Origin of the sequence: Ferrovibrio sp., assembly GCF_046297895.1 — a bacterium.
Classification (GTDB): domain Bacteria; phylum Pseudomonadota; class Alphaproteobacteria; order Ferrovibrionales; family Ferrovibrionaceae; genus Ferrovibrio.
Window position 1 is genome coordinate 1 of the sequence record NZ_JBKBHC010000010.1, and the last position, 23,211, is coordinate 23,211.

A 23,211-nucleotide genomic window follows, 5' to 3' on the forward strand; every position below is an offset into this window, starting at 1 on the left:
ATCGAACCCAGCACGCCCTCACGCGTCGGCGCCTGGCCCGGCGTGGCCGATGTCGAGCCGCGCGCCGTGGCCGGCTGGCCCGGCTGCGGGCCGGTCGCCGGCGTGGCGGCCGGCGGCCTGACCTGCTCGACGCTGCCGGCCGCGGCGCCCGGCTGGCCGGCGCCGCCGCGCTCGATCTGGGTCAGGCGGAAATCGACATCCTCGACCAGCTTGTCGATGCGGCGATTGGCCTGGGAGGAGTTGAACTCGACCTGCTCGAAGCGGCCGGTGAGTTCACGGATCTGGTTTTCCAGTTCGTCGATGCGGCTGTTCAGCCGGTTGGCGATGGAGGAACTGTCGCCGCCATCGACGAGCGGCGCGGTGCTGACGCCGCCCGAACCCGTGGGCGCGGCGCCGCCGCGATAGACCTGGCGCTGCAGCGCGCGCAGGTCGTTTTCCAGCCGGTTGATGCGGTCGAGCGTCTGGGCATCCTGGGCAGCGGCCGGCAGGGCAAGGCCCGCAAGCAGCAGAAACACAGGCATGAAGCGGATGGCGATGGGCGCGGCCATGGCGGAACCCCGGGGTCAGCGTTCAGGCAATCGGAACGATCTTATCGCGGTTTACGTCAAAAGCGTGGCGGCGCGCAACCGCGGGCGCCAGGGCGCCGCCAGCAAAAGGAAACGCGCGACGCCGGCAAAAAGAAACACCCGCCTGCCGCCGGCGGACCGGGGCAAAGCGGGTGTTGCTCGGAACCTCATCCGCAGGCGGCCTGCGCCGCCCGCAGCGGAATTAGTTCGACAGGACCGTCACGCCGCGACGGTTCTGGGCCCAGGCGGCCTCGTTCGAACCCAGAGCCACCGGACGCTCCTTGCCGTAGGAGATCGTGGTGACGCGGTTCGCCGGGATGCCCTGGTTGATCAGGTAGGTCTTGACGGCGTTGGCGCGACGCTCGCCCAGCGCCAGGTTGTACTCGCGGGTGCCGCGTTCGTCGCAGTGACCCTCGATCACAATCTTCCACTGGCCATAGCGCTTCAGCCAAGCGGCCTGCTTGTCCAGCGTGGCCTTGCCGGCCGGCTTCACTTCGAACTTGTCATAGTCGAAGAACACGCGGTCGCCGACATTGACCTGGAAGTCCTGCACGGTGCCCGGCGCGATGCTGGTCTGGCCGGTGGCGGCGGTGGCGCCGCCGGTACCGCCGGTGGTGGCAGCCTGCTGCGGAGCCGATTCGCAGGCGGCGAGGAGCAGGCCCACAGCGGCGACGGCCACAAACTTGGAGCCGAAGGTGTTGAGGCGCATTTTTTTTATCCCTCCAAGGGTTTCGAGAGTGAGATCAGGTACCTGAACGAACACTGAAAACTTGCGTTTCATCCCAGTGGCCGAACTCTCAATATTCTTCGGGCTCGGTCCCTGAAACGAAGCGTCTGACAAACCGCTGATTTACCCGACACGCCGGCCGCCGGCTGACAATCTCCGGTACGCAATCCTAGAGATCCAGCCCGCGCAAACGTTGCCGGAACCAGTGGTTCAAGCCATTGCGTCACGATCGACTATATCGGGCGGTTTTTGCTGAATCAATAGGCCTAAAGGCTTGTAAATACTAATCCGGCCCCTGCGGCATTTCTGCAACAGAGGCCGGAAAAGCGGGATTTATCCCCAGGCCGCCGACGGGCCCGAACCAAATCATTAAAGGTCCGGATGCGCCCTGTTCAGCGGATCGCCGCTCAGCGGATCAGTGCCGAGAGCGGCGACCAGGCCGGGTCGGAGGCGTCGATCGGCGTCGGGATTTCACGCTCGTTGAAGCCGGTCAGGTCGATGGAGACCAGACGCACGCGCTGGCCCCGGCCGCGCGCATCCGGCGGCGCCTCGCGATAGAACATCAGCACGCGGCCATTCGGCGCCCAGGTGGGCGCCTCCTGCACCAGCGGCGACGAAGACAGGATGCGCTCGCCCGAACCATCGGGGCGCATCACGCCGATCGAGAACTGGCCCTGGTATTCCTTGGTGAAGGCGATGAGGTCGCCGCGCGGCGACCATACCGGCGTCGAATAGCGGCCCTGGTTGAAGCTGATGCGGCGCTGGTCGCTGCCATCGGCATTCATCGTGTAGATCTGCTTGGTGCCGCCGCGGTCGGAGTTGAAGGTGATGCGCCGGCCATCGGGCGAGAAGGAGGGCGAGGTGTCGATGCCCGGATCGGCGGTGAGGCGCGAGCGCTGCCGCGTGCGCAGATCCATCATGTAGACATCGGAATTGCCATCCACGGCCAGCGACATGATCACGCGATTGCCGTCGGGCGAGAAGCGCGGCGCAAACGTCATGCCGGGGAAATCGCCGACCAGTTCCTGCTGCCCGGTATCGATGTTGAACAGATACACGCGCGGCTTGTCATTGAAATACGACAGATAGGTGATTTCCTGCTGGCTCGGGCTGAAGCGCGGGGTCAGCACCAGATAGCGGCCATCGGTGAGAAAACGATGATTCTCGCCATCCTGGTCCATGATCGCCAGCCGCTTGACGCGGCGATCCGGCGGGCCGCTTTCGGCGACGTAAACGATGCGGGTGTCGAAATAACCGTCCTCGCCGGTGACGCGCTTGTAGATCGCGTCGGCGATCAGGTGCGCCAGCCGCCGCCAGTTGTCGGGCGTGGTGAACAGCGCCAGACCGGTCATCTGCTGTTCGGCGGCCACATCCCACAGACGGAACTCGCCGCGCAGGCGGCCGTCGGCCTGGATCTCGATGCGGCCGTTGACCAGCGCATCGACGTTGATCACACGCCAGTCGCCAAAGCGCGGCTGCACGCGCATGGCCGCCGGAGTCTGGATATGGGCGCGGGGATCGGCCGGCTTGAACAGGCCGGAGCGCTCGAGGTCGGCGCGGATCACGCGGGCGACATCGGCGCCGATCTTCGTGGCCTGGGGATTGTCGGCATCGAAATCGGAAATCGCGATCGGCACCGGCTTGAAGTTGCCGCGCGTGATGTCGATCTCGACCGCAGCCTGCGCCGCCATGGCGAGAAACAGTGTGGAGGCCAGCGTCGCCAGGCCCGTGAAGATACCCCGCCGGGGTCGCATCGCCTTCTCCGTCATCGTCGTCGCGGTCATCACTGCTCCCGTCATGTGTCAGCCACCCAGCATCTGTCGCGGATCGAAATGCAGGATGATGTCCTGGCCCCATTTATCCTTGTCGCCCGGCGGCAACTGGAACGGCACCGCCTTGAGCACGGCGCGGCGCGCCGATTCAGCCGCCGAGCGATAGCTTTCCTGGCCCGGCAGATACATGCGGGCCTGATCGACGATCTCGGGCTGGGTGCGCAGCGTGCCGTCGGGATTGAGGCTGAAACGGATGCGCACCTGCAGGTTCGAGGCATCCTTGGCGCCGATATCGAACTGCCACTTGTCTTCCACCTGCTTGCGGATGAAATCCTTCTCGCTCATCGAGATCGGCAGGTTGGGATTGGACGGTCCCTCGGCACGCGGCGCCGACGCCGGCGGCGTACGCGCGGCGGTCTGCGGCGCCTGCTGCGGCTGGGCGGCGGGCGGCGCCTTCATCTTGTTCACCAGGGCGGCCACATCGGTGAAGCTGGGCGCCTTGCTCTTCTCTTCGGTGCGCTGGGTGGTTTTCGGCGGCGCCGGCTTGGCCTCAGGCTTCGGCTTCTCGGCCACCTTCGGCGGCTCGGGCGTTTCGACCACGTCCTTGGGCTTGGGCACGGGCTTAGGCGACGGCACCGGCTCGGGCATCGGGGCAGGCTTGGGCGCCTCGGCCTGCCTGGGCGGCTCGGGCGCGGGCGGCGGCGGCGGGGGTGGCGGCGCCACGGCCTGCGGCTGCGGCTTGGGCGGCTCGGGCGTCGGTTTCTGCTCGGGGACCGGCTCTTCCTTGGGCTCGGCCTTGCTCTCGACCACCTTGGGCTGCGGCTTGGGCACGTTGGTCTTGTCGGCGATCGGCGCGAATTCGGCCAGGATCACCGGCGGCTCGGGCTCGCGCTTCGGCTCCCAGTACGGCAGGCCGAAAATGGCCAATGCCGTGATGCCGGCATGCAGGCTGGCCGAGAATATGTACGAGGAGCGTTGCACGCGTCTAACTCACACCCTTTTTACCGTCAGCGGCCCTGTCCGCGGCCGCCCATTGCCCATTAACGCCGCGGTGCTGCGGCAGCCGGCGGATTGCCGACCAGCGCCACCTTGGTGAAACCGCCGGAATTGATCAGGCCCATCACCTCCAGCACCCTGCCGTAATTGATCGCCTGGTCGCCGCGCACGAAGATGCGGCGGTCGGGCGCATTGCCGGCAATCGCCTGCAGGCGTGGCACAAGCTGGTCTATCTCGACAGCCGTTTCCTGAAGGTAAATGACGCCCTTGGAATCGATGGTCACGCTCAGGGGTTCGTCCTGGCCCTGAATCGCCGCCGCCTGGGTCTTGGGCAGATCGACCTGCACGCCGACGGTGAGCAGCGGCGCGGCGACCATGAACACGATCAGCAGCACCAGCATGACGTCGACCAGCGGCGTCACGTTGATCTCGGACATCGGCCGGCGTTTCATCCGGCCGCCGCGGGTGGACCCGCCGCCCATCTGCATGCCCATGTCAGGCCGCCTCTTCTTCGTCGAGCTGGCGCGACATCAGCGCCGAGAACTCGCCGGCGAAACCCTCCAGCCGCACGTTGAGCCGGCCGAGGTCGTTGGAGAACTTGTTGTAGGCCATCACCGCCGGAATGGCGGCCAGCAGGCCCAAAGCCGTGGCAAACAGCGCCTCGGCAATGCCCGGCGCCACCACGGCCAGCGAGGTGTTCTTGCTGGAGGCGATGGCGTGGAAGGAATTCATGATGCCCCAAACGGTGCCGAACAGGCCGACGAAGGGCGACACCGAACCCACGGAGGCGAGGAAGCCGAGGTAGCGTTCCAGGCGCTCCATCTCGCGGTCGATGGAGACGCGCATCACCTGGCCGATGCGCACCTGCAGCGAGCCCAGCCCGTGCTTGCCGCGCACCAGGCCACGTTCGGTGGACCGGCGCCATTCGCGCATGGCGGCCACGAACAGTACGGCCATGGGATGCTGCGGGCCGGCGATGGAAAGCCGGTCGTAGAGGGCATCCAGCGAGCCGCCCGACCAGAAGTCATTCTCGAACTTGTCGGTATCGGCGATCACCTTCCGGATCTTGATCAGCTTGTCGAAGATGATGGCCCACGACCAGAACGAGGCTAGGACCAGCATGAGCATGACGGCCTTGACGATCCAGTCGGCCTGCAGAAATAGCGCCCAGAGCGAGAGGTCGGTGGCTGCGGCCGAGCCCCCGAGCGGCATGGCGCTGACGGTCCTGTCCATACGAGTCGTGTCCTTCTATGAGGTGTTAGCAGATCAATGGGATAAATTTGGTGAAAGTGTGGCGAAAACCGTGGCAATGCGGGGCGGCACCCGCCTGGCCCGCCCGTCCCGGTCGATACAGGCCAGCCTGACCTGGGCCCGGACCAGCAGTTCCTCGCCGCGCCAGACATCCTGGCGGGCGGCCAGGCTGGCGCCGCGCAGCTCCGTGATGGCGGTGGCGACCACCAGATCCTCGTGCAGGCGGGCGGGCTTCAGGTAGTCCACGCTGCAGGACCGGACGGCGAAGGCCACCCCGCCCGGCTCGTCCATCAGGCTGCGCTGGTCGATGCCGTTCTGCAGCAGCAGGTCGGAGCGGCCGCGTTCGATGAACCGCAGGTAATTGGCGTAATACACGATGCCGGCGGCATCGGTGTCTTCCCACTGCACCCGGAGCGGATAGCGATGCCAGGCAGATGGATTGCCGTCAGGCATCATCGTCTCCCAGAAGGTCGAGCTGACTGGTCCCGAGCCCGGCCGGCGGATTGAGGCCGACATGGGCAAAGGCGGCCGGCGTAAGCAGGCGGCCGCGCGGCGTGCGCTGCAGGAAACCCTGCTGGATCAGGTAGGGCTCGATGATGTCTTCCAGCGCGTCGCGCGGTTCCGACAGCGCGGCGGCGATGGTCTCCACCCCCACCGGGCCGCCCGAGAAATCGCGGGCGATCACATTCAGATACCGCCGGTCCATGGCGTCCAGGCCGCGGGCGTCGACCTCCAGCCGCAGCAGGGCCGCGTCGGCGGTTTTGGCATCCACCACCTTGGCCCGGGCATGGGCGGCGAAATCGCGCACCCGGCGCAAAAGCCGCCCGGCCACGCGCGGCGTGCCGCGGGCGCGGCGGGCGATCTCGCGCGCGCCGGAGGCATCGAGTTCCAGGTTGAGGATGCGGGCGCCGCGCCGCACGATCAGTTCGAGTTCCTCGACCTCGTAGAAATTCAGCCGCAGCGGAATGCCGAAGCGTTCGCGCAAGGGCGTGGTGAGGAGCCCTGAGCGCGTGGTGGCGCCGACCAGGGTAAACGGTGGCAGGTCGATGCGCACGCTGCGTGCCGACGGCCCCTCGCCGATGATCAGGTCGAGCTGGAAATCTTCCATCGCGGGATAGAGGATTTCCTCCACCGCCGGGTTCAGGCGGTGGATCTCGTCGATGAACAGCACGTCGCGCGCTTCCAGGTTGGTCAGCAGCGCGGCGAGATCGCCGGCCTTGGCGATCACCGGGCCGGAGGTGGCCTTGAAATTGACGCCCAGCTCGCGCGCCACGATCTGCGCCAGCGTGGTTTTGCCCAGGCCCGGCGGGCCGTGCAGCAGCACGTGATCCAGCGCCTCGCCGCGGTTCTTGGCGGCCTGGATGAAGATGTCGAGATTTTCCCGCGCGCGCGCCTGGCCGATGAAATCGCCGAGCTGCTGCGGGCGCAGATGACGCTCGAACTCGTCGCCCTCGGCCTTGCTGCCGGATATCAAGCGCGCCGTTTCGCTCATCGCGCCAGTTCCTTCAGGCCCGCGCGGATCAGCGCCTGCACGTCAGGCTTGTCGCCCAGGCTGCGGGCCGCGGCGGTGACGGCGCCGAAAGCCTCGGCGCGCTTGTAGCCCAGATTGACCAGGGCGGAGAGCGCATCGGCGACCGGGCCGGTTTCGGAACCAGGAGCTTCGCCGCCGGCCGCCTGGGCGACGGAGCCAAGGGCGATGCCACCCACCTTGTCCTTCAGTTCGGTGATCAGCCGCACGGCCAGCTTGGGCCCCACGCCGTCGCAGCGGTTCAGCGTCGCCTTGTCGGCGCTGGCGATGGCACGGACCAGCTCGTCGGGCGACAGCGCCGAGAGGATGCCGAGCGCGACCTTGGCGCCGACGCCCTGCACGGTTTGTAACAAGTTGAACCAGCCCCGCTCCGCTTCGGAGAGGAAGCCGTAGAGATGGATATGGTCTTCCCGCACATGGGTCTCGACATAAAGCCGCGCGGCCTCGCCCGGCCGGGGCAGGGCGCGCAGGGTGCGGGCGGAGCAGAAGACCTGGTAGCCCACGCCGTTCACATCGAGAATGCAGGCCGCGTCGGAGACGGAATCGAGCAGGCCGCTGAGTTTGGCGATCATCGGCCGATCCTCACGGGCGCCGCCTTCGCGGCGGCGGCCAGCACGCGGCGCGCGGTGGCCGCGTTATGGGCATGGCAGATCGCGACCGCCAGCGCATCGGCGGCATCGGCCCCGGTAACAGTCACGCCGGGCAGCAGGCGCCTGACCATGGCATGCACCTGGTCCTTGTCGGCAGCCCCCGTGCCCACCACCGCCTTCTTCACTTCGGTGGGCGCGTATTCGGCAACCGGCAATCCGGCCTGGGCCGGCGCCAGCAGCACAACGCCGCGCACCTGGCCGAGCTTGAGCGTGGAGGACGGGTTCTTGTTGACGAAGGTCTCTTCCACGGCGGCGGCCTGCGGCTGCCATTCGGCGATGATCTCGGTCAGCGCGTCATGCACGGTGCGCAGGCGCCAGGCCAGTTCGTCGTCGGGATTGGTGCGGATGGTGCCGTGCGCCACATGGCTCAGCCGGTTGCCCTCGGCGAGGATCACGCCCCAGCCGGTGGCTCGCAGGCCCGGATCGAGTCCGATGATGCGCATGTAATGGCCCAAATCGCTCCTTGCGCTGCCGCGCCTCAGCTCGCCAGCTTGCGCAGCTCGTCTTCCGATATCTCGAAATTGGCGTAGACGGTCTGCACGTCGTCGGAATCCTCCAGCACGTCGATCATCTTCAGCAGCGTCTCGGCCTTCTCGCCGTCCACCGGCGTGGTGGTCTTCGGCCGCCAGACCAGCTTGGCCGATTTCGGCTCGCCGAATTTGGCTTCCAGCGCCTCGCGCACGGCGGCGAAATCGTCCTGGCCGCAGGTGACGGTATGGCCGTCCTCATCAGACTGCACGTCGTCGGCGCCTGCCTCCAGCGCACCCTCGAACAGCGCCTCGGCCGAGGCGGCGGCGGCCGGGAATACGATCTCGCCCACCCGGTCGAACATGAAGGAGACCGAATTGGTTTCGCCGAGCGCCCCGCCATTCTTGGAGAAAGCGGCGCGCACCTCGCCGGCGGTGCGGTTGCGGTTGTCGGTCAGCGCCTCGACGATCACGGCGACGCCGCCGGGACCGTAGCCCTCGTAACGCACCTCTTCGTAATTGTCGGTGCCATCGGCCCCCGAACCGCGCTTGATGGCGCGGTCAACCGTGTCTTTCGGCATGTTGGCGGCGCGGGCGGCCTGGATCGCGGCGCGCAGGCGTGGATTGGTGTTGGGGTCGGGCTGGCCCATACGGGCCGCCGTGGTGAGTTCGCGGATCAGCTTGGTGAACACCTTGGCGCGCTTGGCATCCTGGGCGCCCTTGCGGTGCATGATGTTCTTGAACTGGGAATGGCCGGCCATGACCTGAACCTGTGGATGATCGTGAAAAAGCAAACGAATCGGGCATGTTTACCATATTTCGGCCGCCACCGGCAGCCAGCCCGGGGCGCCCGGATAAAGCTCCGCCGGGGCAATTGCAAGCGACGGGTGCCGGCGACGGCGCAGAGGGCTGGCAGGGAAGACTAGGCGCGCAGGACAGGGCGCAGGCGCCTATATCATTGCGGGAGAAAGTGAAATCCCATACCATCCAAGGAATCGGGCCCTTCCCGCCCGCCTGCCGCGAAGTTTCGTTTTACGCAGCGTTATCAATCTTATAGACAGGGCCGGCATGACCGACCTTCTGCACATGCATAGCGGCGCCCTGCATAGCGCTAGCCTGGACGGGAAAGTCGCAAGGCCGACTGCCGCGCTGCCGGGCTATCCGCAATCGGCGCTTCTGACCCAGGCCCATGCCCTATGGCTGGCAGCGCGCGGCCAGGCCGAGATGCCGGCCTGGCCCAGCATGGCCCAGAGCCAGCCCGATCTGCTGCACCCGCTGAGCCTGCTGTTCCAGGTACAGCGCGAGCCGCTGGATTTCCGCTATCGCCTCATCGGCAGCCGCATCCAGGCGATCAGCAATGCCGATTATACCGGCCACTGGCTGATCCAGATTCCGCATCAGCGCGCCCCCAGCCATGTCTGGGAACACCTGTCGGCCGCCGTGGATGCCCGCGCCCCGGTCAAGGGCGTGATCCCCTATGTGGGCCGCAGCCGCGAGGTGAGCGGCGTCTTCCACATCGTCCTGCCGCTGGCCGAAGACGGCGAGACGGTGGACCATCTGCTGGTTTGCGTCGATCTGGCCCCGGCGATCCGGCTGCAGGATGGCACCCAGCCCTTCACGCAACTGGGCTGACATCCGTTCACGCAGTATTCAACCCGAAAAACCGCGACAATTGCCGCGGCCGCGGCCTAACATCGGCCCGCATGCTCGATCTCAACCGCGCCACCTTCCTGTTGCAGCAGGGTTATCGTTACTGGGATGGCAAGCGGGCCGGCCGCCGCATGCCCAGCCGCACCGACATCGATCCGATCGAGATCCCGGCCCTGCTGCCGCATGTGGTGCTGATCGAGGTGATGCGCGATGCCGATCCGGACTGGCTGCTGGATTTCCGCTATCGCCTGATGGGCAGCGCGGTGGAAACGCATCTAAGCATGCGCTATGCCGGTCTGCGCATGAGCCAGATTCCGCACCAGAGGCCGCCCAGCCGCATGTGGGACAATTTCACCGCTGTCGTGCAGAACGCCGCGCCGCTGATCACCCAGGTGCCTTATATCGGCCCGCACAAGGATTTCCTCGCCGCGCAGGATCTGATCACGCCGCTGTCGCGCGACGGCCGGACGGTGGACATGCTGCTGAATTTCGTCGATTTCGTGCCGCGCCACGGCCTGGGTCCACCGCCGGCCGAGGAGCCGCAGGCCCTGTGACATGCTGCGTGACAGACTGGAGCGCGACAGGCTTGTGAAGGGCGGCGCCACGCCGCTGCTGCTGCGCGGCTTCGATTACTGGGATGCGCTGCGCGGCGGGCGTGCGATGCCCGCGCGCGCCGATATCGACCCGGCCGCGATCAAGCCGCTGCTGCCGCATGTGGTGCTGATGGACGTACTGCGCGATGCCGATCCCGACTGGCCGCTGGATTTCCGCTATCGCCTGATCGGCACCCAGGTGGATGCGATGATGAACGGCCGCTATACCGGACTGCGCATGAGCAGCCTGCCGCACCAGCGGCCGCCGGCGAAAATCTGGGCCAGCCTGCAAAGGGTGAGCGAGGGTGGCGAACCAACCGTCAACCGCGTGCCCTATATCGGCCCGCACAAGGATTACCTGTCGGTGGTTGATGTCGTCATGCCGCTGGCAACCGATGGCCGGACCATCGACATGTTGTTCTGCCTGATCGAGTTCGTGCCGCGTCAGCCGCGCTGAAGCGCCGTGGCCACGGCCCGGCGCAGCTCGGGCAGCACGTCGGTCGCATACCAGGGATTGCGCTTCTGCCAGGCCATGTTGCGCCAGCTTGGATGCGGCAGCGGGAAGAAGCCGGCGGGCAGATAATCGCGGAAGTACCGCACCGTCTCGGTCATCGTCTTGCGCCGCAATCCGTCCAGGTAATGCGCCTGGGCATATTGTCCCACCAGCAGCGTGAGGCTGATATCGGGAAGCATCGGCCGCAGGCGCGGATGCCACAGCGGCGCGCATTCCGGGCGCGGCGGGTTGTCACCGCCCTTGGCATCGCGGCCAGGATAACAGAAGCCCATCGGCATGATGGCGATGCGGGATGCGTCGTAGAACGCGTCGCGATCCATTGCCAGCCAGCCGCGCAGCACGTCGCCGCTGCGGTCGTTCCAGGGCAGACCGCTTTCATGCACTTTCGTGCCCGGCGCCTGGCCGACGATCAGCAGACGCGCACCCGGTTTCATGCGCACCACCGGGCGCGGCCCGAGCGGCAGGTGACTTTCGCAATGCCGGCAAGCACGCATCTCTTCGAGCAGGGCATCGAAGCGGCGCGACGCCATCGCCAGAAGCCTAGAGCGTGGCCTGCTGCAGCCGGCCGCCCAGCCGCAGGGGTGCGATGCGCGTGGCCAGGCCCGTGCGGTCGTCGGTTTCGACATAGACGGCGCAGAGCGTGGCATCGCCATTGGCCGGCTCGAAGCGGCCGCCCGGCACCTTGCGGGTGAAGCGGTTGAGCGGTTCGGCCTTGTCCATGCCGATCACCGAATTGTAGTCGCCGCACATGCCGGCATCGGTCTGATACGCCGTGCCCTTGGGCAGGATCTGCGCATCGGCCGTGGGCACGTGGCTGTGCGTGCCGCAGACCAGCGAGACGCGGCCATCGCAGAAATGGCCCATCGCCATCTTTTCCGAGGTCGCCTCGCCATGAATGTCGACGATGGCGGCGTCGATGCCCGCCCCCATACGGTATTTCTGCAATTCGGCATCGACCGCGGCGAAGGGATCGTCCAGCGGGTCCATGAACACGCGGCCCATCACCTGCACCACCAGCACCTTGCGGCCATTCTGCAGCGTGAACACGGTGGCGCCCTTGCCCGGCGTACCTTTCGGATAATTTAGCGGCCGCAGCAGTTTCGGATCGCCATTGATATAGGCCAGCGTCTCGCGCTGGTCCCAGGCATGGTTGCCCAGCACGATGGCATCGACGCCGGCGGCGTAGAATTCCTCGCAGATCTTGCCCGTGATGCCGAAACCGGCGGCAGCGTTCTCGCCATTGACCAGCACGAAATCGAGGCCGAGCGACTGGCGCAGCTCGGGAATCCGCGCCAGCACCGCATCGCGGCCCGACCGGCCCACCACATCGCCGCAATAAAGAAGCTTCATCGTTGTTTCTATCTTTCGAACTTGAGCGCCCCGCGCTCGGTCACCGCCCAATCCAGTCTTTCATCCAGCGGCCCGGATGGCAATTCCGCCACCTGCTGCACCGCGAAGGCATAACCGACCGCCAATACAGGTCCGGCAGACCGCAGGGCGGCCAGGGTGGCATCGTAGAAGCCGCCGCCCATGCCCAGGCGGTGCCCGGCCGCATCGAAGCCGACCAGCGGCACGATCAGGATATCGGGCGTCTGCGCCGGCGCATCCGCGGGCGGCGCGGGAATGCCGAAGCGCCCGGCCGGCGGCGTGGCGGATATATCATCCCAGCGGCGAAAGGCCAGCGGCTGCGCCTTCCGCATCGCCACGCCGGGCAGCAGGAGGATGGCGCCGCGCTGCTGCAATGCCTGCATCAGGGGACGCGGATCGAGCTCGTCGTCCATCGGCCAGTAGCCGGCCACCGCCTGCCCGGCCTGCACCGGGATGGCGGCGAGGAACCGCTGCGCCGCCAACGCGGCAATGGCCGCGCCATTGGCCGCCTTCGCCTCGCGGCGGCGCTGTTGCAACTTCGCGCGCAGGCCGGCCTTGCGGCGATCGAGGTCGGGATCGGAAATCAGGGGCATCCGGCTGTCGGGAAAAATGCGGACGGAGCCCACCCTGGCCGTTGGCGTGAACTAACCTCTGTGGCCTGGCGTACCAGGTGGGCGCCGTATGATCGAAACCACGGTTCCGGCCAGGGACAGCTCCCTCAGAGATGAGCATTGGCCCCAGGGTTATGTAAGCCTGACGCACCGGGCAGCACACCGTCCTGCCCTTAATTTAGGTGCTCTCCAGCCTCGCGGCAATGTCTTCCAGCCGTTTCGCCAGTCCGACCAGGGCATCGGCGCCCTGCGTGGCGGTTTTCTGCTCCGCCTGGAAGGCCGCGACCTCCTGCCGCATGGCCGCCACGTCGCGCTGCGCCTGCTCGAGGTCGTCGGCAAGCGTGAGCGCCGTCATCAGCATCAGCCGGGCCTCGCCAACCTGGCCGACCAGGGCCGCCAGTTCGCGCACGCGGGCATCCAGAACCTGCGACAGGCGGCGGACCTGATCCTCCTCACCATCGTCGCAGCCGATCTCGTAGAGGCGGCTGTTGACCGTGACCTTCACCATCGCCATTGCAGCCTCCGTTCTCAGCCCAGATCTCAACCTTGAGCCTGGCTGTCGAGCGCCTGGCGCAGCCGCGCCATCGTCGCCTCCAGCCTGGCGGCAATGCCGGCCTGGAAAGCCTGCATTTCATCCTGCGCCGCGCGCGCCGCCGCCAGTTCGGCCTTCAGCGCGGTGATCTCGGCATCACCGCCATGGGCGGCCGCGAGTGGAGCAGGCTGGGGAACCGGCTGGGCAACTGGGGCGGCGGCGGGGACCGCGGCATGGCCCGCCTCCTCCTCGCGCTGCATCTGCGCGAGTTCCTCGCGCAGGGCATCCACCAGGGCGGCACGTTCGCGCAGGGCATCGGCCTCGGCGCGGGCAGCCTGCAGCTCCTCGCGCAGGCTTTTCAGCTCGGCGACGGCCAGTCCATGCTGCTCGGCCAGGGCGCGGAAGGCGCTGGCGCGCTGCGCCAGGGCGGCATCGAGACGCCGCACCGCCTGCTCCATCGCGGCAACCGCTGCGGAGACGCCAGTTTGCATCGGCTCTTTCTGCTGATTGGTGTTGTACGACAAACTTGATATGGAAGATAAACTTCGCCCTGTTGCAGCGTCAACCGAACCGCCCTACCCGACGCCCGGCCCGATAGCCGGGCCATAACGTTTCCAGCCCCGCTTTGTTCCGGCCGCACCATGCTTTCCTCCCTGCCGATGATCGCCGATCCCTGGTTCTATGCCGCCGCCCTGCCGGCGGTGCTGATCGTGGGCCTGAGCAAGGGGGGATTCGGGCCTGGCTCCGCTCTGATCGCCCTGCCGCTGATCAGCCTGCTGCTGCCGCCGCTGCAGGCGGCCGCGATCATGCTGCCGGTGCTGTGCGCCATGGACCTGGCGGGATTATGGGGATTTCGCGGCAAATGGGACCGGCGCTGCCTGCCCACCATCCTGGCCGGCGGCCTGCTGGGCGTGGGCGTCGGCACGCTGACGGCACGCTGGGTCGACAACCAGGCGATCCAGCTTATCGTCGGCGCGGTGGCCGTGCTGTTCCCGCTGCAGCGCTGGTTCGGCCGCATCGACGACACGCCCGCGCCGCACAGCCTGCCGAAAGGCCTGTTCTGGAGCGCCTGTTCGGGCTTCACCAGCTTCATCGCCCATGCCGGCAATCCGCCGCTGATGGTCTACATGGTGCCGCTGCGGCTGGACAAGACCATCTTCATGGGCACCACGGTGATCTTCTTTGCCGTGATCAACTACGTGAAGCTGGTGCCCTACTGGTGGCTGGGCCAGTTCACGCCCGACAACCTGGGCACCTCGCTGCTGCTGATACCCATCGCCATTGCCGGCGTCTATCTGGGCCTGTGGCTGCACCACAAGCTGAGCGACCGCTTTTTCTACCAGTCGGTCAACGCCATCATTTTCCTGTGCGGCCTGAAGCTGCTGGCCGATGGTTTCGGCCTGCAGCTATGGTGAGGCCATGAGCAGCATCGCCTTCTATGCCGCCGCCGCCTTAGCCGAGATCGCCGGCTGCTTCGCCTTCTGGGCCTGGCTCAGGCTGGACCGCTCGCCGCTCTGGCTGCTGCCCGGCCTCGTCAGCCTGGCCGCCTTCGCCTGGCTGCTGACCCGCGTCGAGGCGGATTTCGCCGGCCGCGCCTATGCCGCCTATGGCGGCGTTTACATCGCGGCCTCGCTGCTCTGGCTGTGGGCGGTGGAAAGGCACGCGCCGGACCGCTGGGACCTGATCGGCGCGGCGATCTGCCTGACCGGCGCTGGCCTTATCCTGTTCGGGCCGCGCAGCGCCTGACCGGCCTGTTCATCCCATCTGCGTTAAATCCCCGTAATGCAAATGGATATCAGGCCCGAGACGTTGCCGGTGGCGTATAATCTGGTCTAGCTTGGCCGCGTCCGCAGGACTGCAGGTTTCGCAGGGGGAAGCGCATGACCACGATCTACGACCGCGATCTCGACAAGAACCCGGCCAATTACGAGCCGCTGTCGCCCCTGAGCTTCCTGCGCCGCACCGCCGAGGTGTTTCCGCACCGCACCGCCGTGGTGCATGGCAGCCGGCATTACGATTACGCCACGCTGTTCGTGCGCTGCCGCCGGCTGGCTTCGGCGCTGGCGCGGCGCGGCATCCGGCGCGGCGACACGGTGGCGATCATCGCCGCCAACATCCCCGCCCATCTGGAGGCGCATTTCGGCGTGCCGGCCACCGGCGCGGTGCTGAACCCGATCAACACCCGCCTGGATGCCGCCGCCATCGCCTTCATCCTGGAGCATGGCGAGGCCAAGGTGCTGTTCGTCGACCGGGAATTCTCCGCCGTCACCGAACAGGCGCTGAAGCTGTGCAAGACCAAACCCTATGTGATCGACATCGACGACCCCGCGATCACCACGGGCGAGCGCATCGGCGCCATCGAATACGAGGATTTCATCAAGCTGGGCGATTTCGAATATCCCTGGCAGGGTCCGCTGGACGAATGGGACGCGATCGCGCTGGGCTATACCTCGGGCACGACGGGCAACCCGAAGGGCGTGGTGACGCATCATCGCGGCGCCTACCTGAATTCCATGGGCAACGCCGTGACCTGGAGTCTGCCCAAGCATCCGGTCTATCTGTGGACCCTGCCGATGTTCCATTGCGACGGCTGGTGTTTCCCCTGGACCATCACCATGCTGGCGGGCGTGCATGTCTGCCTGCGCAAGGTGGACCCGGCGCTGATCTTCGACAGTTTCGTGAACCAGGGCGTGACGCATTTCTGTGGCGCGCCCACCGTGCTGAACATGCTGATCAACGCACCGGCCGAGGTGAAAGCGAAACTCAAGCCCGGCGTGAAATGCATGACCGCCGGCGCCGCGCCGCCGGCCGCCGTGCTGGCGGCGATGGAGGACATGGGTTTCGACGTCACGCATGTCTACGGGCTGACGGAAGTATACGGCCCCGCCGTGGTCTGCGACTGGCATGAGGAATGGGACAAGCTGCCTCTGCCCGACAAGGCGGCGATGAAGGCGCGCCAGGGCGTGCGCTATCACGTGGAAGAGGACGTCACCGTGCTCGATCCGCAGACCATGCAGCGCGTGCCGGAAGACGGCGAGACCATGGGCGAGATCATGTTCCGCGGCAACGTGGTGATGAAAGGCTACCTGAAGAACCCGAAGGCCACGCAGGAGGCCTTCGCCGGCGGCTGGTTTCATTCCGGCGACCTGGCGGTGCTGCATCCCGGCGGCTACATGCAGATCAAGGACCGCTCGAAGGACATCATCATCTCGGGCGGCGAAAACATCTCCACGCTGGAGGTCGAGGGCGTGCTGTACATGCACCCCGACATCCTGGAGGCCGCCGTGGTGGCGCGACCCGATCCGCACTGGGGCGAAACGCCCTGCGCCTTCGTCACGCTGAAGGACGGTGCCAGGACCACGCCGGACGAGATCATCGCCTTCTGCAAGGAGCGGCTGGCCAAGTTCAAGGTGCCGAAGACCGTGGTGTTCAGTGCGTTGCCGAAGACCTCGACCGGCAAAATCCAGAAGTTCGAGCTGCGCGAGCAGGCCAAGAAGCTGGCCTGAACGCCCAGCGCGCGCCTTGCGGCGGCGGCCGCTGCGTCAGTCGCGGCGGTTTATTGCCGGTGGCTTATTGCTGGTAGCGGGAGATTTCCTCTTTCAGCTTCAGCTTTTCGCGCTTGAGCTGGGTGAGGCGAACCTGGTCGGGCAGGGGGCGGTGGATCTCGTCATCGATCGCCGCTTGCAGGCTGTGATGTTTTTCGATGAGAGTGTCGAGATGCGCCGGATTGTTCATCGCATGCTCCTCCTTTCGGTTCGGAGCGCGTCAGTCGAGCGGGCCATGCCGTCGCTTCGGGCGGCGCGTCCATCTCGATACGCGCACTATATGAGTTAAACATCGCCATCCCGGATTGTCAGCCCCCTTCGAAAAAATTTCCTCAGATCGTGAGACCAGCGCATGGCGCGCCGCACAAAAACCAGATCGACCCAGAAAAAAACCGTATCGCCGGTAGCGGCCCCCAAGCCGGGCCAGACCACGGCACGGCGGAAATCCGCGGCATTGCTCGCCAAAGCGGTGCCGCTGCCGGCCAAGCCGGTAGTCCGTGCACCCGCACAACGCCGCCTCGTGGTCGGCATCACCGGCGCATCGGGCGTGATCTACGGCATCCGGCTTCTGGAATCGCTCAAAGGCAGCGGTATCGAGTCGCATCTGGTGATGACCCGTGCCGCCGAGATGACGATCGCCTATGAAACATCGTATGCGCCGCAGCAGGTGAAAGCCCTGGCTGACAAGGTCTATCCGATTGCCGATATCGGCGCGGCGATCTCGTCGGGCTCGTTCCAGACGTTGGGCATGGCGGTGATGCCCTGCTCGATGAAGACGCTGGCCGAGATCGCCACCGGCGTGACCGGCACCCTGCTGTCGCGCGCCGCCGACGTGACGCTGAAGGAGCGCCGCCGCCTGGTGCTGGTGCCGCGCGAGACGCCTCTGCATCTGGGCCATATCCGCAATATGGCGAGCGTGACCGAAATGGGCGCCATCGTGGCGCCGCCGATGCCGGGCTTCTATGCCCAGCCGCAGAGCCTGGACGACCTGATCAACCACACGGTCGGCCGCGTGCTGGACCTGTTTGGCATCGACAGCGGGCTGGTGAAACGCTGGACCGGCAAGCCGCGCAAGGACGTCTAGGCGAAGGCCGCGTCGAGCAGCCGGGCCCCGGCCGGCAGGATATCGGCATTGCCCGGCGCCAGATGGTCCAGATAGGCGGCCAGATGCTCGGCGGCGGCCAGCATCTCGGCCTCGCGCGGTACCGGCGGCTTCCGCCGCGCCGCCGGGCTGATGCGGGCGGCGCCCGCCAGCCAGGCCTGCGCCACCTGTTCCAGCTTGAGTTCCAGCGCCTTGGCCTCGGCATAGAGGGCCTCGGCGGCCGGCTCGGCAGCCTGCAGCGCTTTCAGCGCCCGGCGCGCCACCCGCAGGGGCGCCAGTGCGGCATTGACCGGGGCGGCGGCGGCCTGAACGCGGGCGATCTCGCCGGGCACCCAGCCGGCATAACCCTGCCGCGCCCGCCAGAAGCCCAGCAACAGAAGGTTCACATCGGCGCCGAAACCGTCCTGCAGGGCCAGGCAGGCCTCGGCCACCCCCGGACGGTCATACAGCGTGAGGGAAAAAGCCCAGAAGCCGGGCTTTGCGTCTGTGTCGGGCGCGATCATCCGTGCTATGGTTACGGCCTTTCCGGCCCCGGCGAAAGCCCGGGGAACCTCCGGGCCGCATCCATCGAGTCACGGCATGAATTTTCCAGGGCCGATCAATACCGAGGAATTGCAGCGCAAGCTGGCCGATCTGCGCGCCGAGCATCGCGACCTGGACGATGCCATCGCCGCCCTGGCCGAGCAGCCGCATCTGAACCTGATCCAGATCCAGCGCATGAAGAAGCGCAAGCTGGCCCTGAAGGACCAGATCACCAAGATCGAGAATCTGCTGATTCCCGACATCATCGCCTGATCGCCACATGAGCAATCCTGTCAGCACGGCCGGCTATGCCGAGGCCGCCGATACCCTCGCCGCTCAGTATGAAAGCGTCCGCTTCGAGGACGTGCATCGCGACATCCTGCACCTGATCCCCGCCCCGCCTGGCCACGCCCTGGATATCGGCGCCGGCACCGGACGCGATGCCGCCGCCCTGGCGCGGCGCGGTTTTACGGTCACCGCCACCGAACCGACAGCGGAACTGCGGGCCCATGGCGAACGCCTGCATGCCGGCCTGGACATCCGCTGGCTGGACGATGCCCTGCCCGACCTGCCGCGTCTGAGCGCCGCCGGACAGGCCTTCGATCTCGTGATGCTGACGGCGGTGTGGATGCATCTGGATGCAGGCGAGCGCGAGCGCGCCATGGCGGCCGTCGCGCCGCTGCTGGCGCCGCAGGGCCGGCTGGCGCTGTCGCTGCGCCATGGCCCGGTGCCGGAAGGACGGCGCATGTTCGACGTGGCGGCCGAGGAAGTGATCGCGGCGGCGGCCGGCCACGGTCTTGCCCTGCTGCACCGGAACACGCGCGGCGACATGCTGGGCCGCGGCGACGTGCGCTGGAGTTTTCTGGTGCTGGAACGGCCGGCCTGACGCCGGCTATTCGATGAATTCCTTCGCATCGGGGATGCGGTTGAAGGCGATCTTGGCGCCCATGAAATCGGCGCGGTGGCCCGGCAGGACGCCCAGATGCACGGTATCCTTGCCGAACTTGCCGTTCAGCCTGTCCATCACCGCCGAGAGCTTGGCGCGGGCCGCCGCCTGTTGCGGGTTGCGCTCATGTCCCGAACCGCCCGAAAAGAGATCGAGCGTGACCTGCTGTTCCGGCACCAGGCCGTGCAGCGCGATGCCCACCTTCTTGAAGCGGCCGCGGCGCGGGCCGGTTTCCCGCAGCATCGCCTGCCACAGCCGCTCGGCGGCATCGAGCAGGATGAAATTATCCTGCGTCTGGGTGAGGCGGAAATCAGCGGCCCAGCGCTCGCCCGTCTCGAACCGCGCCTTCAGGTAAAAGCCCGAGGCGAGATAACCCATGCGGCGCAGGCGGCTGCCCGCCTTGGTGCAGAGCCGGCGCACGACGAGAAAGGCGGAGTCGGCGTCGCGGAATTGCGGCGGCAGCACATGTTCATGGCTGACGCTGCGATGTTCCGACGACTGGTGATAATCGCCATAGCCGCGCAGCCGCGCGCAGAAGGCCGGGCCCTCCTTGCTGCCCCAGATGGCGCGCGCCTCGCGCGGATCGAGCGCCCAGAGCTGTTCGATGCTGCGGATGCCGGCCTCGTTCAGCCGCCGCTCCATGTTCGGCCCGATACCCGGCAAATCGCGCAACGGCAACGGCAGGATGCGTTCAGGTAATTCGTGGCGGTGGATCACCGTCAGGCCGTCGGGCTTCTGCATGTCGCTGGCCAGCTTGGCGAGGAACTGGTTGGGCGCGATGCCGATGGAGCAGCGGATGCATTCGCCCAGATTCTGCCGCAGCCCGGCCTTGATGCGATGGGCCAGCGCGCGTGCCTCGGGTTCCAGCTTCTGCGGGCCCATCAGCTCGCAAGAGACCTCGTCGATCGACCACGACTTGTAGACCGGGATATGGCGGTCGACCTCTTCGAGGATGCGGTGGTGGTATTTGACATACACATCGTGGCGGGCATCGACCAGGGCGATGCCGGGGCAGAGGCGTTTTGCCTCCCAGACCGGCGTGCCGGTCTTGATGCCGAAAGCTTTGGCTTCATACGACGCCGCAATCGCCGAGGTGGTCTCGCTCATCACCGGCACCACGATCACCGGCTTGCCGCGCAGGCGCGGATTCTCCTGCTGCTCGACGGACGCGAAATAGCTGTTGAGATCGAGATAGAGCCAGTCGAGCGAAGACGCCTCCCAGGCGGCGCGCTGGATTGCACTATTCTGGGCGGCGCTGCTCTGGGCGGCTTTCGACAGGCGGCTGACGGCTGGGGCGGACATGCCCGGGAATTTACCGGGTTATGTATAGAAACGAAATAGGAACATTCTCCGGACAGGCATTACGCACCGCAGCGTTTCCCCCGGCGCCGAACGGCGCCTGCTTTTTTGCTGCGGCGCTATGCGCCGCAGCGTTTCCACTGGCCGATATCCCAGTGGAAATGCTTGGCATGGGCGGCATCGGCATTGGGGCCCAGCACCACCGAGAAATAGCGGCAGGCGGCGCGGTTCATCTCGCGCAGATACTGCCCCTCCCGGCCGCGGGCACGGAACTGTTCGGCCACCGAAAGCCTGGTGCCGTCGCCGAGCATGAAGCCCCAGATGTCGATGGCGCGGCCATGGCCATGCTCGCTGATGCGGCTGCCATTGCCCGTCATCGCCTTGCAGGTGAAGCCGCCGGCATGGTTGAGCTGCACCAGCGACTGGCCGAACAGCTTCTGCGCCTCGGGCTGCAGCACCTCCTGTTCGAACTGCACCAGGCGCAGGGCCATCGGACAGGTCAGCTCGACCGGGCGGTTCAGAGTGAGGCTGCTGCGGATCAGCTTCACGCCGTTCTGCAGGGTGCAGCCGTCCTTGCCCGGCTCGGCCTGGGCGATCAGCTCGAACTGCGCGCCGGTGGCCTGCAGGTCGTTCAGGCAGGCCGACTGGATCGGATCGCGGTTGGGCCAGAACAGCAGCGCCCCGGCATGGGGCGCAGGCGGCGCCTGCGGTACCGACCGGGCCGACTGGCGCGGCGCGCAGGCCGATGCCAGCAGCATGAGGCCGAGGGCGGCGACTATTCCGGCGCTTACTCTGAAACTGGCAGCCACAGTACCTCCTCGATCCGGCTGGCGCCGGCCAGCAGCATCACCAGCCGGTCCACGCCAAGCGCAATGCCGGCGCAGGCAGGCAAGCCGTGCCGCAACGCGGCGATGAAATCGGCGTCGATGGGATAATCGTAGCCATAGAGGCGTTTTTTCAGCGCCATGTCGGCCTCGAAGCGGCGTTGCTGCTCATCCGCATCGGTGAGTTCGGAAAAGGCATTGGCCAGTTCCATGCCGCAGGCATAGAGCTCGAAGCGCTCGGCCAGCCTTGGCTGCTCCGGCTTGGGCCGGCTCAGGGCCGCCATGTGGAGCGGATAATCGTAAAGCACCGTCGGCGCGCCCAGGCCGAGTTTCGGCTCCACGCGATCCAGCGCGACCCGGAAATAGAGATCGTCCCAGCCATCCCCCTCGGTCACGCGGATGCCGATGCCGGAGCAGGCGGCACGCATCGCCGCCAGATCGGGATAAAGCGGATCGGCGCCGATGCAGGCATCGAGGTCGAGTCCGGCATGCATTTCGAACGCCTGCTGCACGGTCAGATACTGCCAGGGTGCGGCGATGTCGGCCTGCTGTGCCTGCCAGCGCAGGACCGATCTGCCGCAGGCGGCGGCGATGTCGCGCAGCAGGTCCTCGCAATCGGCCATGATGGCCCGGTAGTCCACACCAGCCCGGTACCATTCCAGCATCAGGAAGGCCGGATGATGGGCGGCGGCGCGTTCGCCGTTGCGAAAGACGGGGGCGAGCTGGAACAGCTTTTCCTCGCCGGCCGCCAGCAGCTTCTTCATGGCGAATTCGGGGGAGGTGTGCAGATAGAGCGGCCGGGTGGAACCGTCGGGATGTTCCAGCCGGGTTTCGAAGGCTTTCAGATGCGGCTCCAGCCCGGGCGAAACCTGCAGGGCCGGGGTCTCGACCTCGACGAAGCCCTGGCGGCCGAAACTGGCCCGAATCGCCTGCAATACCCCCTGGCGCAGCAGCAGGTTGGGCCGGCGGCGGGCGTAGAGTTCGGGATGCCACCAGGGGGTGGCGCCGGAAGGGCCGGAATTCTGCATTTTCGCCGCGACTCGGGTTGAGCGGGGGGTTCTGACCTGATAGTTTCCGCGCGGTTTTTTAGCAAGCGGGTCCGCAACGGGCCCGCTGTTCGTTTCCGGAGATACGTTTATGGCCAAGGTGAACGCCAACCAGCTCCGCAAGGGCAACGTGGTGGAGATCAACGGCAAGCTGCTCGCCGTGATCACCGCGCAGAACATCCAGCCCGGCAAGGGCACCCCGGTGACCCAGCTCGACTTGCGCGACCTGTCGACCGGCATCAAGACCACCGAACGCTACCGTACCACCGAGTCGGTCGAACGCGTCTTCATCGACACCCGCGAGTTCAGCTACCTGTATGCCGAAGGCGACATGTACACCTTCATGGACTCGGAGAATTACGAACAGATCTCCGTGCCGGCCGATGTGGTGGGCGACCAGGCCGTGTGGCTGCAGGAAGGCATGAAGGTCGAGATCGCGCTGTATGAAGGCAAGCCGGTATCGGTGAGCCTGCCGCAGACCGTGATCATGGAGATCACCGAGACCGAGCCGACCGTGAAGGGGCAGACCGCCTCGTCGTCCTACAAGCCGGCTATCGTGGAAAACGGCCAGCGTGTGATGGTGCCGCCGCATGTTTCCGCCGGCGTGCGCATTGTGATCAACATCGCCGAAGGCGGCGTCTACCTGGAACGCGCCAAGGACTGATCCGGCCGGCGCTTGCATCTGCAATCAACCCGCCATGG

General features: G+C 66.6%; 30 protein-coding genes, 1 other RNA gene and 1 pseudogene. 10 read left to right on the top strand and 22 right to left on the bottom strand.

Translation table 11 applies throughout. From position 1 onward, the window contains the following. The 11 genes and pseudogenes from ACK4FK_RS16640 to ACK4FK_RS16690 all read right to left on the bottom strand — a co-directional run. Window positions 1-548 (bottom strand): annotated as a pseudogene (locus ACK4FK_RS16640) (hypothetical protein); the annotation flags it as partial. A gap of 220 nt (window positions 549-768) precedes the next feature. Then, entirely contained in the window at window positions 769-1,275 is a 507-nt protein-coding gene (gene pal, locus ACK4FK_RS16645; RefSeq protein WP_409746304.1) for a peptidoglycan-associated lipoprotein Pal, read from the bottom strand. A gap of 425 nt (window positions 1,276-1,700) precedes the next feature. Beyond that, a complete protein-coding gene (gene tolB, locus ACK4FK_RS16650; RefSeq protein WP_409746305.1) occupies window positions 1,701-3,077 on the bottom strand; it encodes a Tol-Pal system beta propeller repeat protein TolB in 1,377 nt (458 codons plus the stop codon). 18 nt (window positions 3,078-3,095) lie between these two features. After that, window positions 3,096-4,046, bottom strand: a complete 951-nt coding sequence (locus ACK4FK_RS16655; protein WP_409746306.1) for a hypothetical protein — start codon at window positions 4,044-4,046, stop codon at window positions 3,096-3,098. Between the two features lie 59 nt (window positions 4,047-4,105). After that, a complete protein-coding gene (gene tolR, locus ACK4FK_RS16660) occupies window positions 4,106-4,555 on the bottom strand; it encodes a protein TolR (RefSeq protein ID WP_409746307.1) in 450 nt (149 codons plus the stop codon). A 1-nt stretch (window position 4,556) separates the two neighbouring features. Beyond that, a complete protein-coding gene (tolQ, locus tag ACK4FK_RS16665) occupies window positions 4,557-5,294 on the bottom strand; it encodes a protein TolQ (protein ID WP_409746308.1) in 738 nt (245 codons plus the stop codon). Between the two features lie 33 nt (window positions 5,295-5,327). Then, complete coding sequence (locus ACK4FK_RS16670; protein WP_409746309.1) at window positions 5,328-5,765, bottom strand: YbgC/FadM family acyl-CoA thioesterase; 438 nt, start codon at window positions 5,763-5,765, stop codon at window positions 5,328-5,330. After that, a complete protein-coding gene (gene ruvB, locus ACK4FK_RS16675; protein WP_409746310.1) occupies window positions 5,758-6,804 on the bottom strand; it encodes a Holliday junction branch migration DNA helicase RuvB in 1,047 nt (348 codons plus the stop codon). The genes ACK4FK_RS16670 and ruvB overlap by 8 nt, the downstream gene beginning before the upstream one ends. Then, a complete protein-coding gene (ruvA, locus tag ACK4FK_RS16680) occupies window positions 6,801-7,412 on the bottom strand; it encodes a Holliday junction branch migration protein RuvA (RefSeq protein ID WP_409746311.1) in 612 nt (203 codons plus the stop codon). The genes ruvB and ruvA overlap by 4 nt, the downstream gene beginning before the upstream one ends. After that, on the bottom strand, window positions 7,409-7,933 hold the full coding sequence (ruvC, locus tag ACK4FK_RS16685) for a crossover junction endodeoxyribonuclease RuvC (RefSeq protein WP_409746312.1): 525 nt from the start codon (window positions 7,931-7,933) through the stop codon (window positions 7,409-7,411). Before ruvC ends, ruvA begins: the two co-directional genes overlap by 4 nt. A gap of 35 nt (window positions 7,934-7,968) precedes the next feature. Further along, entirely contained in the window at window positions 7,969-8,718 is a 750-nt protein-coding gene (locus tag ACK4FK_RS16690; protein ID WP_409746313.1) for a YebC/PmpR family DNA-binding transcriptional regulator, read from the bottom strand. A gap of 307 nt (window positions 8,719-9,025) precedes the next feature. On the opposite strand from ACK4FK_RS16690, the gene ACK4FK_RS16695 reads away from it, so the two are divergent. The 3 genes from ACK4FK_RS16695 (at window position 9,026) to ACK4FK_RS16705 (ending at window position 10,657) form a co-directional block, all read left to right on the top strand. Beyond that, window positions 9,026-9,589, top strand: a complete 564-nt coding sequence (locus ACK4FK_RS16695) for a hypothetical protein (protein ID WP_409746314.1) — start codon at window positions 9,026-9,028, stop codon at window positions 9,587-9,589. Window positions 9,590-9,660: 71 nt separating this feature from the next. Continuing rightward, window positions 9,661-10,161, top strand: a complete 501-nt coding sequence (locus ACK4FK_RS16700) for a PAS domain-containing protein (protein ID WP_409746315.1) — start codon at window positions 9,661-9,663, stop codon at window positions 10,159-10,161. A gap of 1 nt (window position 10,162) precedes the next feature. Next, a complete protein-coding gene (locus ACK4FK_RS16705) occupies window positions 10,163-10,657 on the top strand; it encodes a PAS domain-containing protein (protein WP_409746316.1) in 495 nt (164 codons plus the stop codon). Here ACK4FK_RS16705 and ACK4FK_RS16710 read toward each other — a convergent pair. The 6 genes from ACK4FK_RS16710 to ACK4FK_RS16735 all read right to left on the bottom strand — a co-directional run bounded on the left by ACK4FK_RS16710 (window position 10,645) and on the right by ACK4FK_RS16735 (window position 13,716). Beyond that, window positions 10,645-11,244 (bottom strand): uracil-DNA glycosylase family protein, encoded by a 600-nt coding sequence (locus ACK4FK_RS16710; protein WP_409746317.1) that lies wholly within the window; start codon window positions 11,242-11,244, stop codon window positions 10,645-10,647. The genes ACK4FK_RS16705 and ACK4FK_RS16710 overlap by 13 nt on opposite strands. A gap of 10 nt (window positions 11,245-11,254) precedes the next feature. Continuing rightward, window positions 11,255-12,064 carry a YmdB family metallophosphoesterase gene (locus tag ACK4FK_RS16715; RefSeq protein ID WP_409746318.1) on the bottom strand — a complete coding sequence of 270 codons (810 nt, stop codon included), beginning with the start codon at window positions 12,062-12,064 and terminating at the stop codon, window positions 11,255-11,257. An 8-nt stretch (window positions 12,065-12,072) separates the two neighbouring features. After that, entirely contained in the window at window positions 12,073-12,675 is a 603-nt protein-coding gene (locus tag ACK4FK_RS16720; RefSeq protein WP_409746319.1) for a 5-formyltetrahydrofolate cyclo-ligase, read from the bottom strand. A gap of 22 nt (window positions 12,676-12,697) precedes the next feature. Next, window positions 12,698-12,857, bottom strand: a non-coding RNA gene (gene ssrS / locus ACK4FK_RS16725) — 6S RNA. Between the two features lie 14 nt (window positions 12,858-12,871). Next, window positions 12,872-13,207 (bottom strand): cell division protein ZapA, encoded by a 336-nt coding sequence (locus ACK4FK_RS16730; protein WP_409746320.1) that lies wholly within the window; start codon window positions 13,205-13,207, stop codon window positions 12,872-12,874. A gap of 26 nt (window positions 13,208-13,233) precedes the next feature. Continuing rightward, the gene (locus ACK4FK_RS16735) at window positions 13,234-13,716 is read right to left on the bottom strand and encodes a hypothetical protein (protein WP_409746321.1); all 483 of its coding nucleotides are present in this window, start codon (window positions 13,714-13,716) and stop codon (window positions 13,234-13,236) included. 150 nt (window positions 13,717-13,866) lie between these two features. Here ACK4FK_RS16735 and ACK4FK_RS16740 point away from each other — a divergent pair, with 150 nt between their 5' ends. The 3 genes from ACK4FK_RS16740 (at window position 13,867) to ACK4FK_RS16750 (ending at window position 16,731) form a co-directional block, all read left to right on the top strand. Next, on the top strand, window positions 13,867-14,640 hold the full coding sequence (locus ACK4FK_RS16740; protein ID WP_409746322.1) for a sulfite exporter TauE/SafE family protein: 774 nt from the start codon (window positions 13,867-13,869) through the stop codon (window positions 14,638-14,640). 4 nt (window positions 14,641-14,644) lie between these two features. Continuing rightward, window positions 14,645-14,971: a YnfA family protein gene (locus ACK4FK_RS16745; RefSeq protein WP_409746323.1), complete on the top strand. Its 327-nt coding sequence runs from the start codon at window positions 14,645-14,647 to the stop codon at window positions 14,969-14,971. 134 nt (window positions 14,972-15,105) lie between these two features. Beyond that, window positions 15,106-16,731 (top strand): acyl-CoA synthetase, encoded by a 1,626-nt coding sequence (locus tag ACK4FK_RS16750; RefSeq protein WP_409746324.1) that lies wholly within the window; start codon window positions 15,106-15,108, stop codon window positions 16,729-16,731. 64 nt (window positions 16,732-16,795) lie between these two features. Here ACK4FK_RS16750 and ACK4FK_RS16755 read toward each other — a convergent pair whose 3' ends face one another. After that, the gene (locus ACK4FK_RS16755) at window positions 16,796-16,960 is read right to left on the bottom strand and encodes a YdcH family protein (protein ID WP_409746325.1); all 165 of its coding nucleotides are present in this window, start codon (window positions 16,958-16,960) and stop codon (window positions 16,796-16,798) included. A gap of 162 nt (window positions 16,961-17,122) precedes the next feature. On the opposite strand from ACK4FK_RS16755, the gene ACK4FK_RS16760 reads away from it, so the two are divergent. Further along, window positions 17,123-17,854, top strand: a complete 732-nt coding sequence (locus ACK4FK_RS16760; RefSeq protein WP_409746326.1) for a UbiX family flavin prenyltransferase — start codon at window positions 17,123-17,125, stop codon at window positions 17,852-17,854. On the opposite strand, the gene ACK4FK_RS16765 is transcribed toward ACK4FK_RS16760, so the two are convergent. After that, complete coding sequence (locus ACK4FK_RS16765) at window positions 17,851-18,375, bottom strand: TIGR02444 family protein (RefSeq protein ID WP_409746327.1); 525 nt, start codon at window positions 18,373-18,375, stop codon at window positions 17,851-17,853. The two genes, ACK4FK_RS16760 and ACK4FK_RS16765, sit on opposite strands and share 4 nt — an antisense overlap. Before the next feature lie 76 nt (window positions 18,376-18,451). On the opposite strand from ACK4FK_RS16765, the gene ACK4FK_RS16770 reads away from it, so the two are divergent. Together ACK4FK_RS16770 and ACK4FK_RS16775 are read left to right on the top strand one after the other, a co-directional pair. Next, the gene (locus ACK4FK_RS16770) at window positions 18,452-18,667 is read left to right on the top strand and encodes a YdcH family protein (protein ID WP_300296409.1); all 216 of its coding nucleotides are present in this window, start codon (window positions 18,452-18,454) and stop codon (window positions 18,665-18,667) included. A gap of 7 nt (window positions 18,668-18,674) precedes the next feature. Continuing rightward, window positions 18,675-19,280 carry a class I SAM-dependent methyltransferase gene (locus ACK4FK_RS16775; RefSeq protein WP_409746328.1) on the top strand — a complete coding sequence of 202 codons (606 nt, stop codon included), beginning with the start codon at window positions 18,675-18,677 and terminating at the stop codon, window positions 19,278-19,280. Between the two features lie 6 nt (window positions 19,281-19,286). Here the strand turns inward: ACK4FK_RS16775 and ACK4FK_RS16780 are convergent, their stop codons facing one another. The 3 genes from ACK4FK_RS16780 to epmA form a co-directional block, all read right to left on the bottom strand. Next, on the bottom strand, window positions 19,287-20,642 hold the full coding sequence (locus ACK4FK_RS16780) for a DNA polymerase thumb domain-containing protein (protein ID WP_409746329.1): 1,356 nt from the start codon (window positions 20,640-20,642) through the stop codon (window positions 19,287-19,289). A 116-nt stretch (window positions 20,643-20,758) separates the two neighbouring features. After that, complete coding sequence (locus ACK4FK_RS16785; RefSeq protein WP_409746330.1) at window positions 20,759-21,448, bottom strand: extensin family protein; 690 nt, start codon at window positions 21,446-21,448, stop codon at window positions 20,759-20,761. Continuing rightward, entirely contained in the window at window positions 21,427-22,491 is a 1,065-nt protein-coding gene (gene epmA / locus ACK4FK_RS16790; RefSeq protein ID WP_409746331.1) for an EF-P lysine aminoacylase EpmA, read from the bottom strand. The genes ACK4FK_RS16785 and epmA overlap by 22 nt, the downstream gene beginning before the upstream one ends. Before the next feature lie 109 nt (window positions 22,492-22,600). On the opposite strand from epmA, the gene efp reads away from it, so the two are divergent. After that, window positions 22,601-23,173, top strand: a complete 573-nt coding sequence (gene efp, locus ACK4FK_RS16795) for an elongation factor P (protein WP_409746332.1) — start codon at window positions 22,601-22,603, stop codon at window positions 23,171-23,173. Window positions 23,174-23,211: the final 38 nt, after the last annotated feature.

Coding starts and splice junctions, on each gene's coding strand:
- tolQ (WP_409746308.1), bottom strand. CDS start 5,294: ATGGACAGGACCGTCAGCGCCATGCCGCTCGGGGGCTCGGCCGCAGCC.
- ACK4FK_RS16735 (WP_409746321.1), bottom strand. CDS start 13,716: ATGCAAACTGGCGTCTCCGCAGCGGTTGCCGCGATGGAGCAGGCGGTG.
- ACK4FK_RS16705 (WP_409746316.1), top strand. CDS start 10,163: ATGCTGCGTGACAGACTGGAGCGCGACAGGCTTGTGAAGGGCGGCGCC.
- ACK4FK_RS16745 (WP_409746323.1), top strand. CDS start 14,645: ATGAGCAGCATCGCCTTCTATGCCGCCGCCGCCTTAGCCGAGATCGCC.
- tolB (WP_409746305.1), bottom strand. CDS start 3,077: ATGACCGCGACGACGATGACGGAGAAGGCGATGCGACCCCGGCGGGGT.
- pal (WP_409746304.1), bottom strand. CDS start 1,275: ATGCGCCTCAACACCTTCGGCTCCAAGTTTGTGGCCGTCGCCGCTGTG.
- ACK4FK_RS16750 (WP_409746324.1), top strand. CDS start 15,106: ATGACCACGATCTACGACCGCGATCTCGACAAGAACCCGGCCAATTAC.
- ACK4FK_RS16755 (WP_409746325.1), bottom strand. CDS start 16,960: ATGAACAATCCGGCGCATCTCGACACTCTCATCGAAAAACATCACAGC.
- ACK4FK_RS16775 (WP_409746328.1), top strand. CDS start 18,675: ATGAGCAATCCTGTCAGCACGGCCGGCTATGCCGAGGCCGCCGATACC.
- ACK4FK_RS16700 (WP_409746315.1), top strand. CDS start 9,661: ATGCTCGATCTCAACCGCGCCACCTTCCTGTTGCAGCAGGGTTATCGT.
- ACK4FK_RS16670 (WP_409746309.1), bottom strand. CDS start 5,765: ATGCCTGACGGCAATCCATCTGCCTGGCATCGCTATCCGCTCCGGGTG.
- ACK4FK_RS16695 (WP_409746314.1), top strand. CDS start 9,026: ATGACCGACCTTCTGCACATGCATAGCGGCGCCCTGCATAGCGCTAGC.
- ACK4FK_RS16760 (WP_409746326.1), top strand. CDS start 17,123: ATGGCGCGCCGCACAAAAACCAGATCGACCCAGAAAAAAACCGTATCG.
- ACK4FK_RS16715 (WP_409746318.1), bottom strand. CDS start 12,064: ATGAAGCTTCTTTATTGCGGCGATGTGGTGGGCCGGTCGGGCCGCGAT.
- ruvA (WP_409746311.1), bottom strand. CDS start 7,412: ATGATCGCCAAACTCAGCGGCCTGCTCGATTCCGTCTCCGACGCGGCC.
- ruvC (WP_409746312.1), bottom strand. CDS start 7,933: ATGCGCATCATCGGACTCGATCCGGGCCTGCGAGCCACCGGCTGGGGC.
- ACK4FK_RS16780 (WP_409746329.1), bottom strand. CDS start 20,642: ATGTCCGCCCCAGCCGTCAGCCGCCTGTCGAAAGCCGCCCAGAGCAGC.
- ACK4FK_RS16765 (WP_409746327.1), bottom strand. CDS start 18,375: ATGATCGCGCCCGACACAGACGCAAAGCCCGGCTTCTGGGCTTTTTCC.
- ACK4FK_RS16710 (WP_409746317.1), bottom strand. CDS start 11,244: ATGGCGTCGCGCCGCTTCGATGCCCTGCTCGAAGAGATGCGTGCTTGC.
- ruvB (WP_409746310.1), bottom strand. CDS start 6,804: ATGAGCGAAACGGCGCGCTTGATATCCGGCAGCAAGGCCGAGGGCGAC.
- ACK4FK_RS16770 (WP_300296409.1), top strand. CDS start 18,452: ATGAATTTTCCAGGGCCGATCAATACCGAGGAATTGCAGCGCAAGCTG.
- ACK4FK_RS16720 (WP_409746319.1), bottom strand. CDS start 12,675: ATGCCCCTGATTTCCGATCCCGACCTCGATCGCCGCAAGGCCGGCCTG.
- ACK4FK_RS16740 (WP_409746322.1), top strand. CDS start 13,867: ATGCTTTCCTCCCTGCCGATGATCGCCGATCCCTGGTTCTATGCCGCC.
- ACK4FK_RS16730 (WP_409746320.1), bottom strand. CDS start 13,207: ATGGCGATGGTGAAGGTCACGGTCAACAGCCGCCTCTACGAGATCGGC.
- efp (WP_409746332.1), top strand. CDS start 22,601: ATGGCCAAGGTGAACGCCAACCAGCTCCGCAAGGGCAACGTGGTGGAG.
- ACK4FK_RS16690 (WP_409746313.1), bottom strand. CDS start 8,718: ATGGCCGGCCATTCCCAGTTCAAGAACATCATGCACCGCAAGGGCGCC.
- tolR (WP_409746307.1), bottom strand. CDS start 4,555: ATGGGCATGCAGATGGGCGGCGGGTCCACCCGCGGCGGCCGGATGAAA.
- epmA (WP_409746331.1), bottom strand. CDS start 22,491: ATGCAGAATTCCGGCCCTTCCGGCGCCACCCCCTGGTGGCATCCCGAA.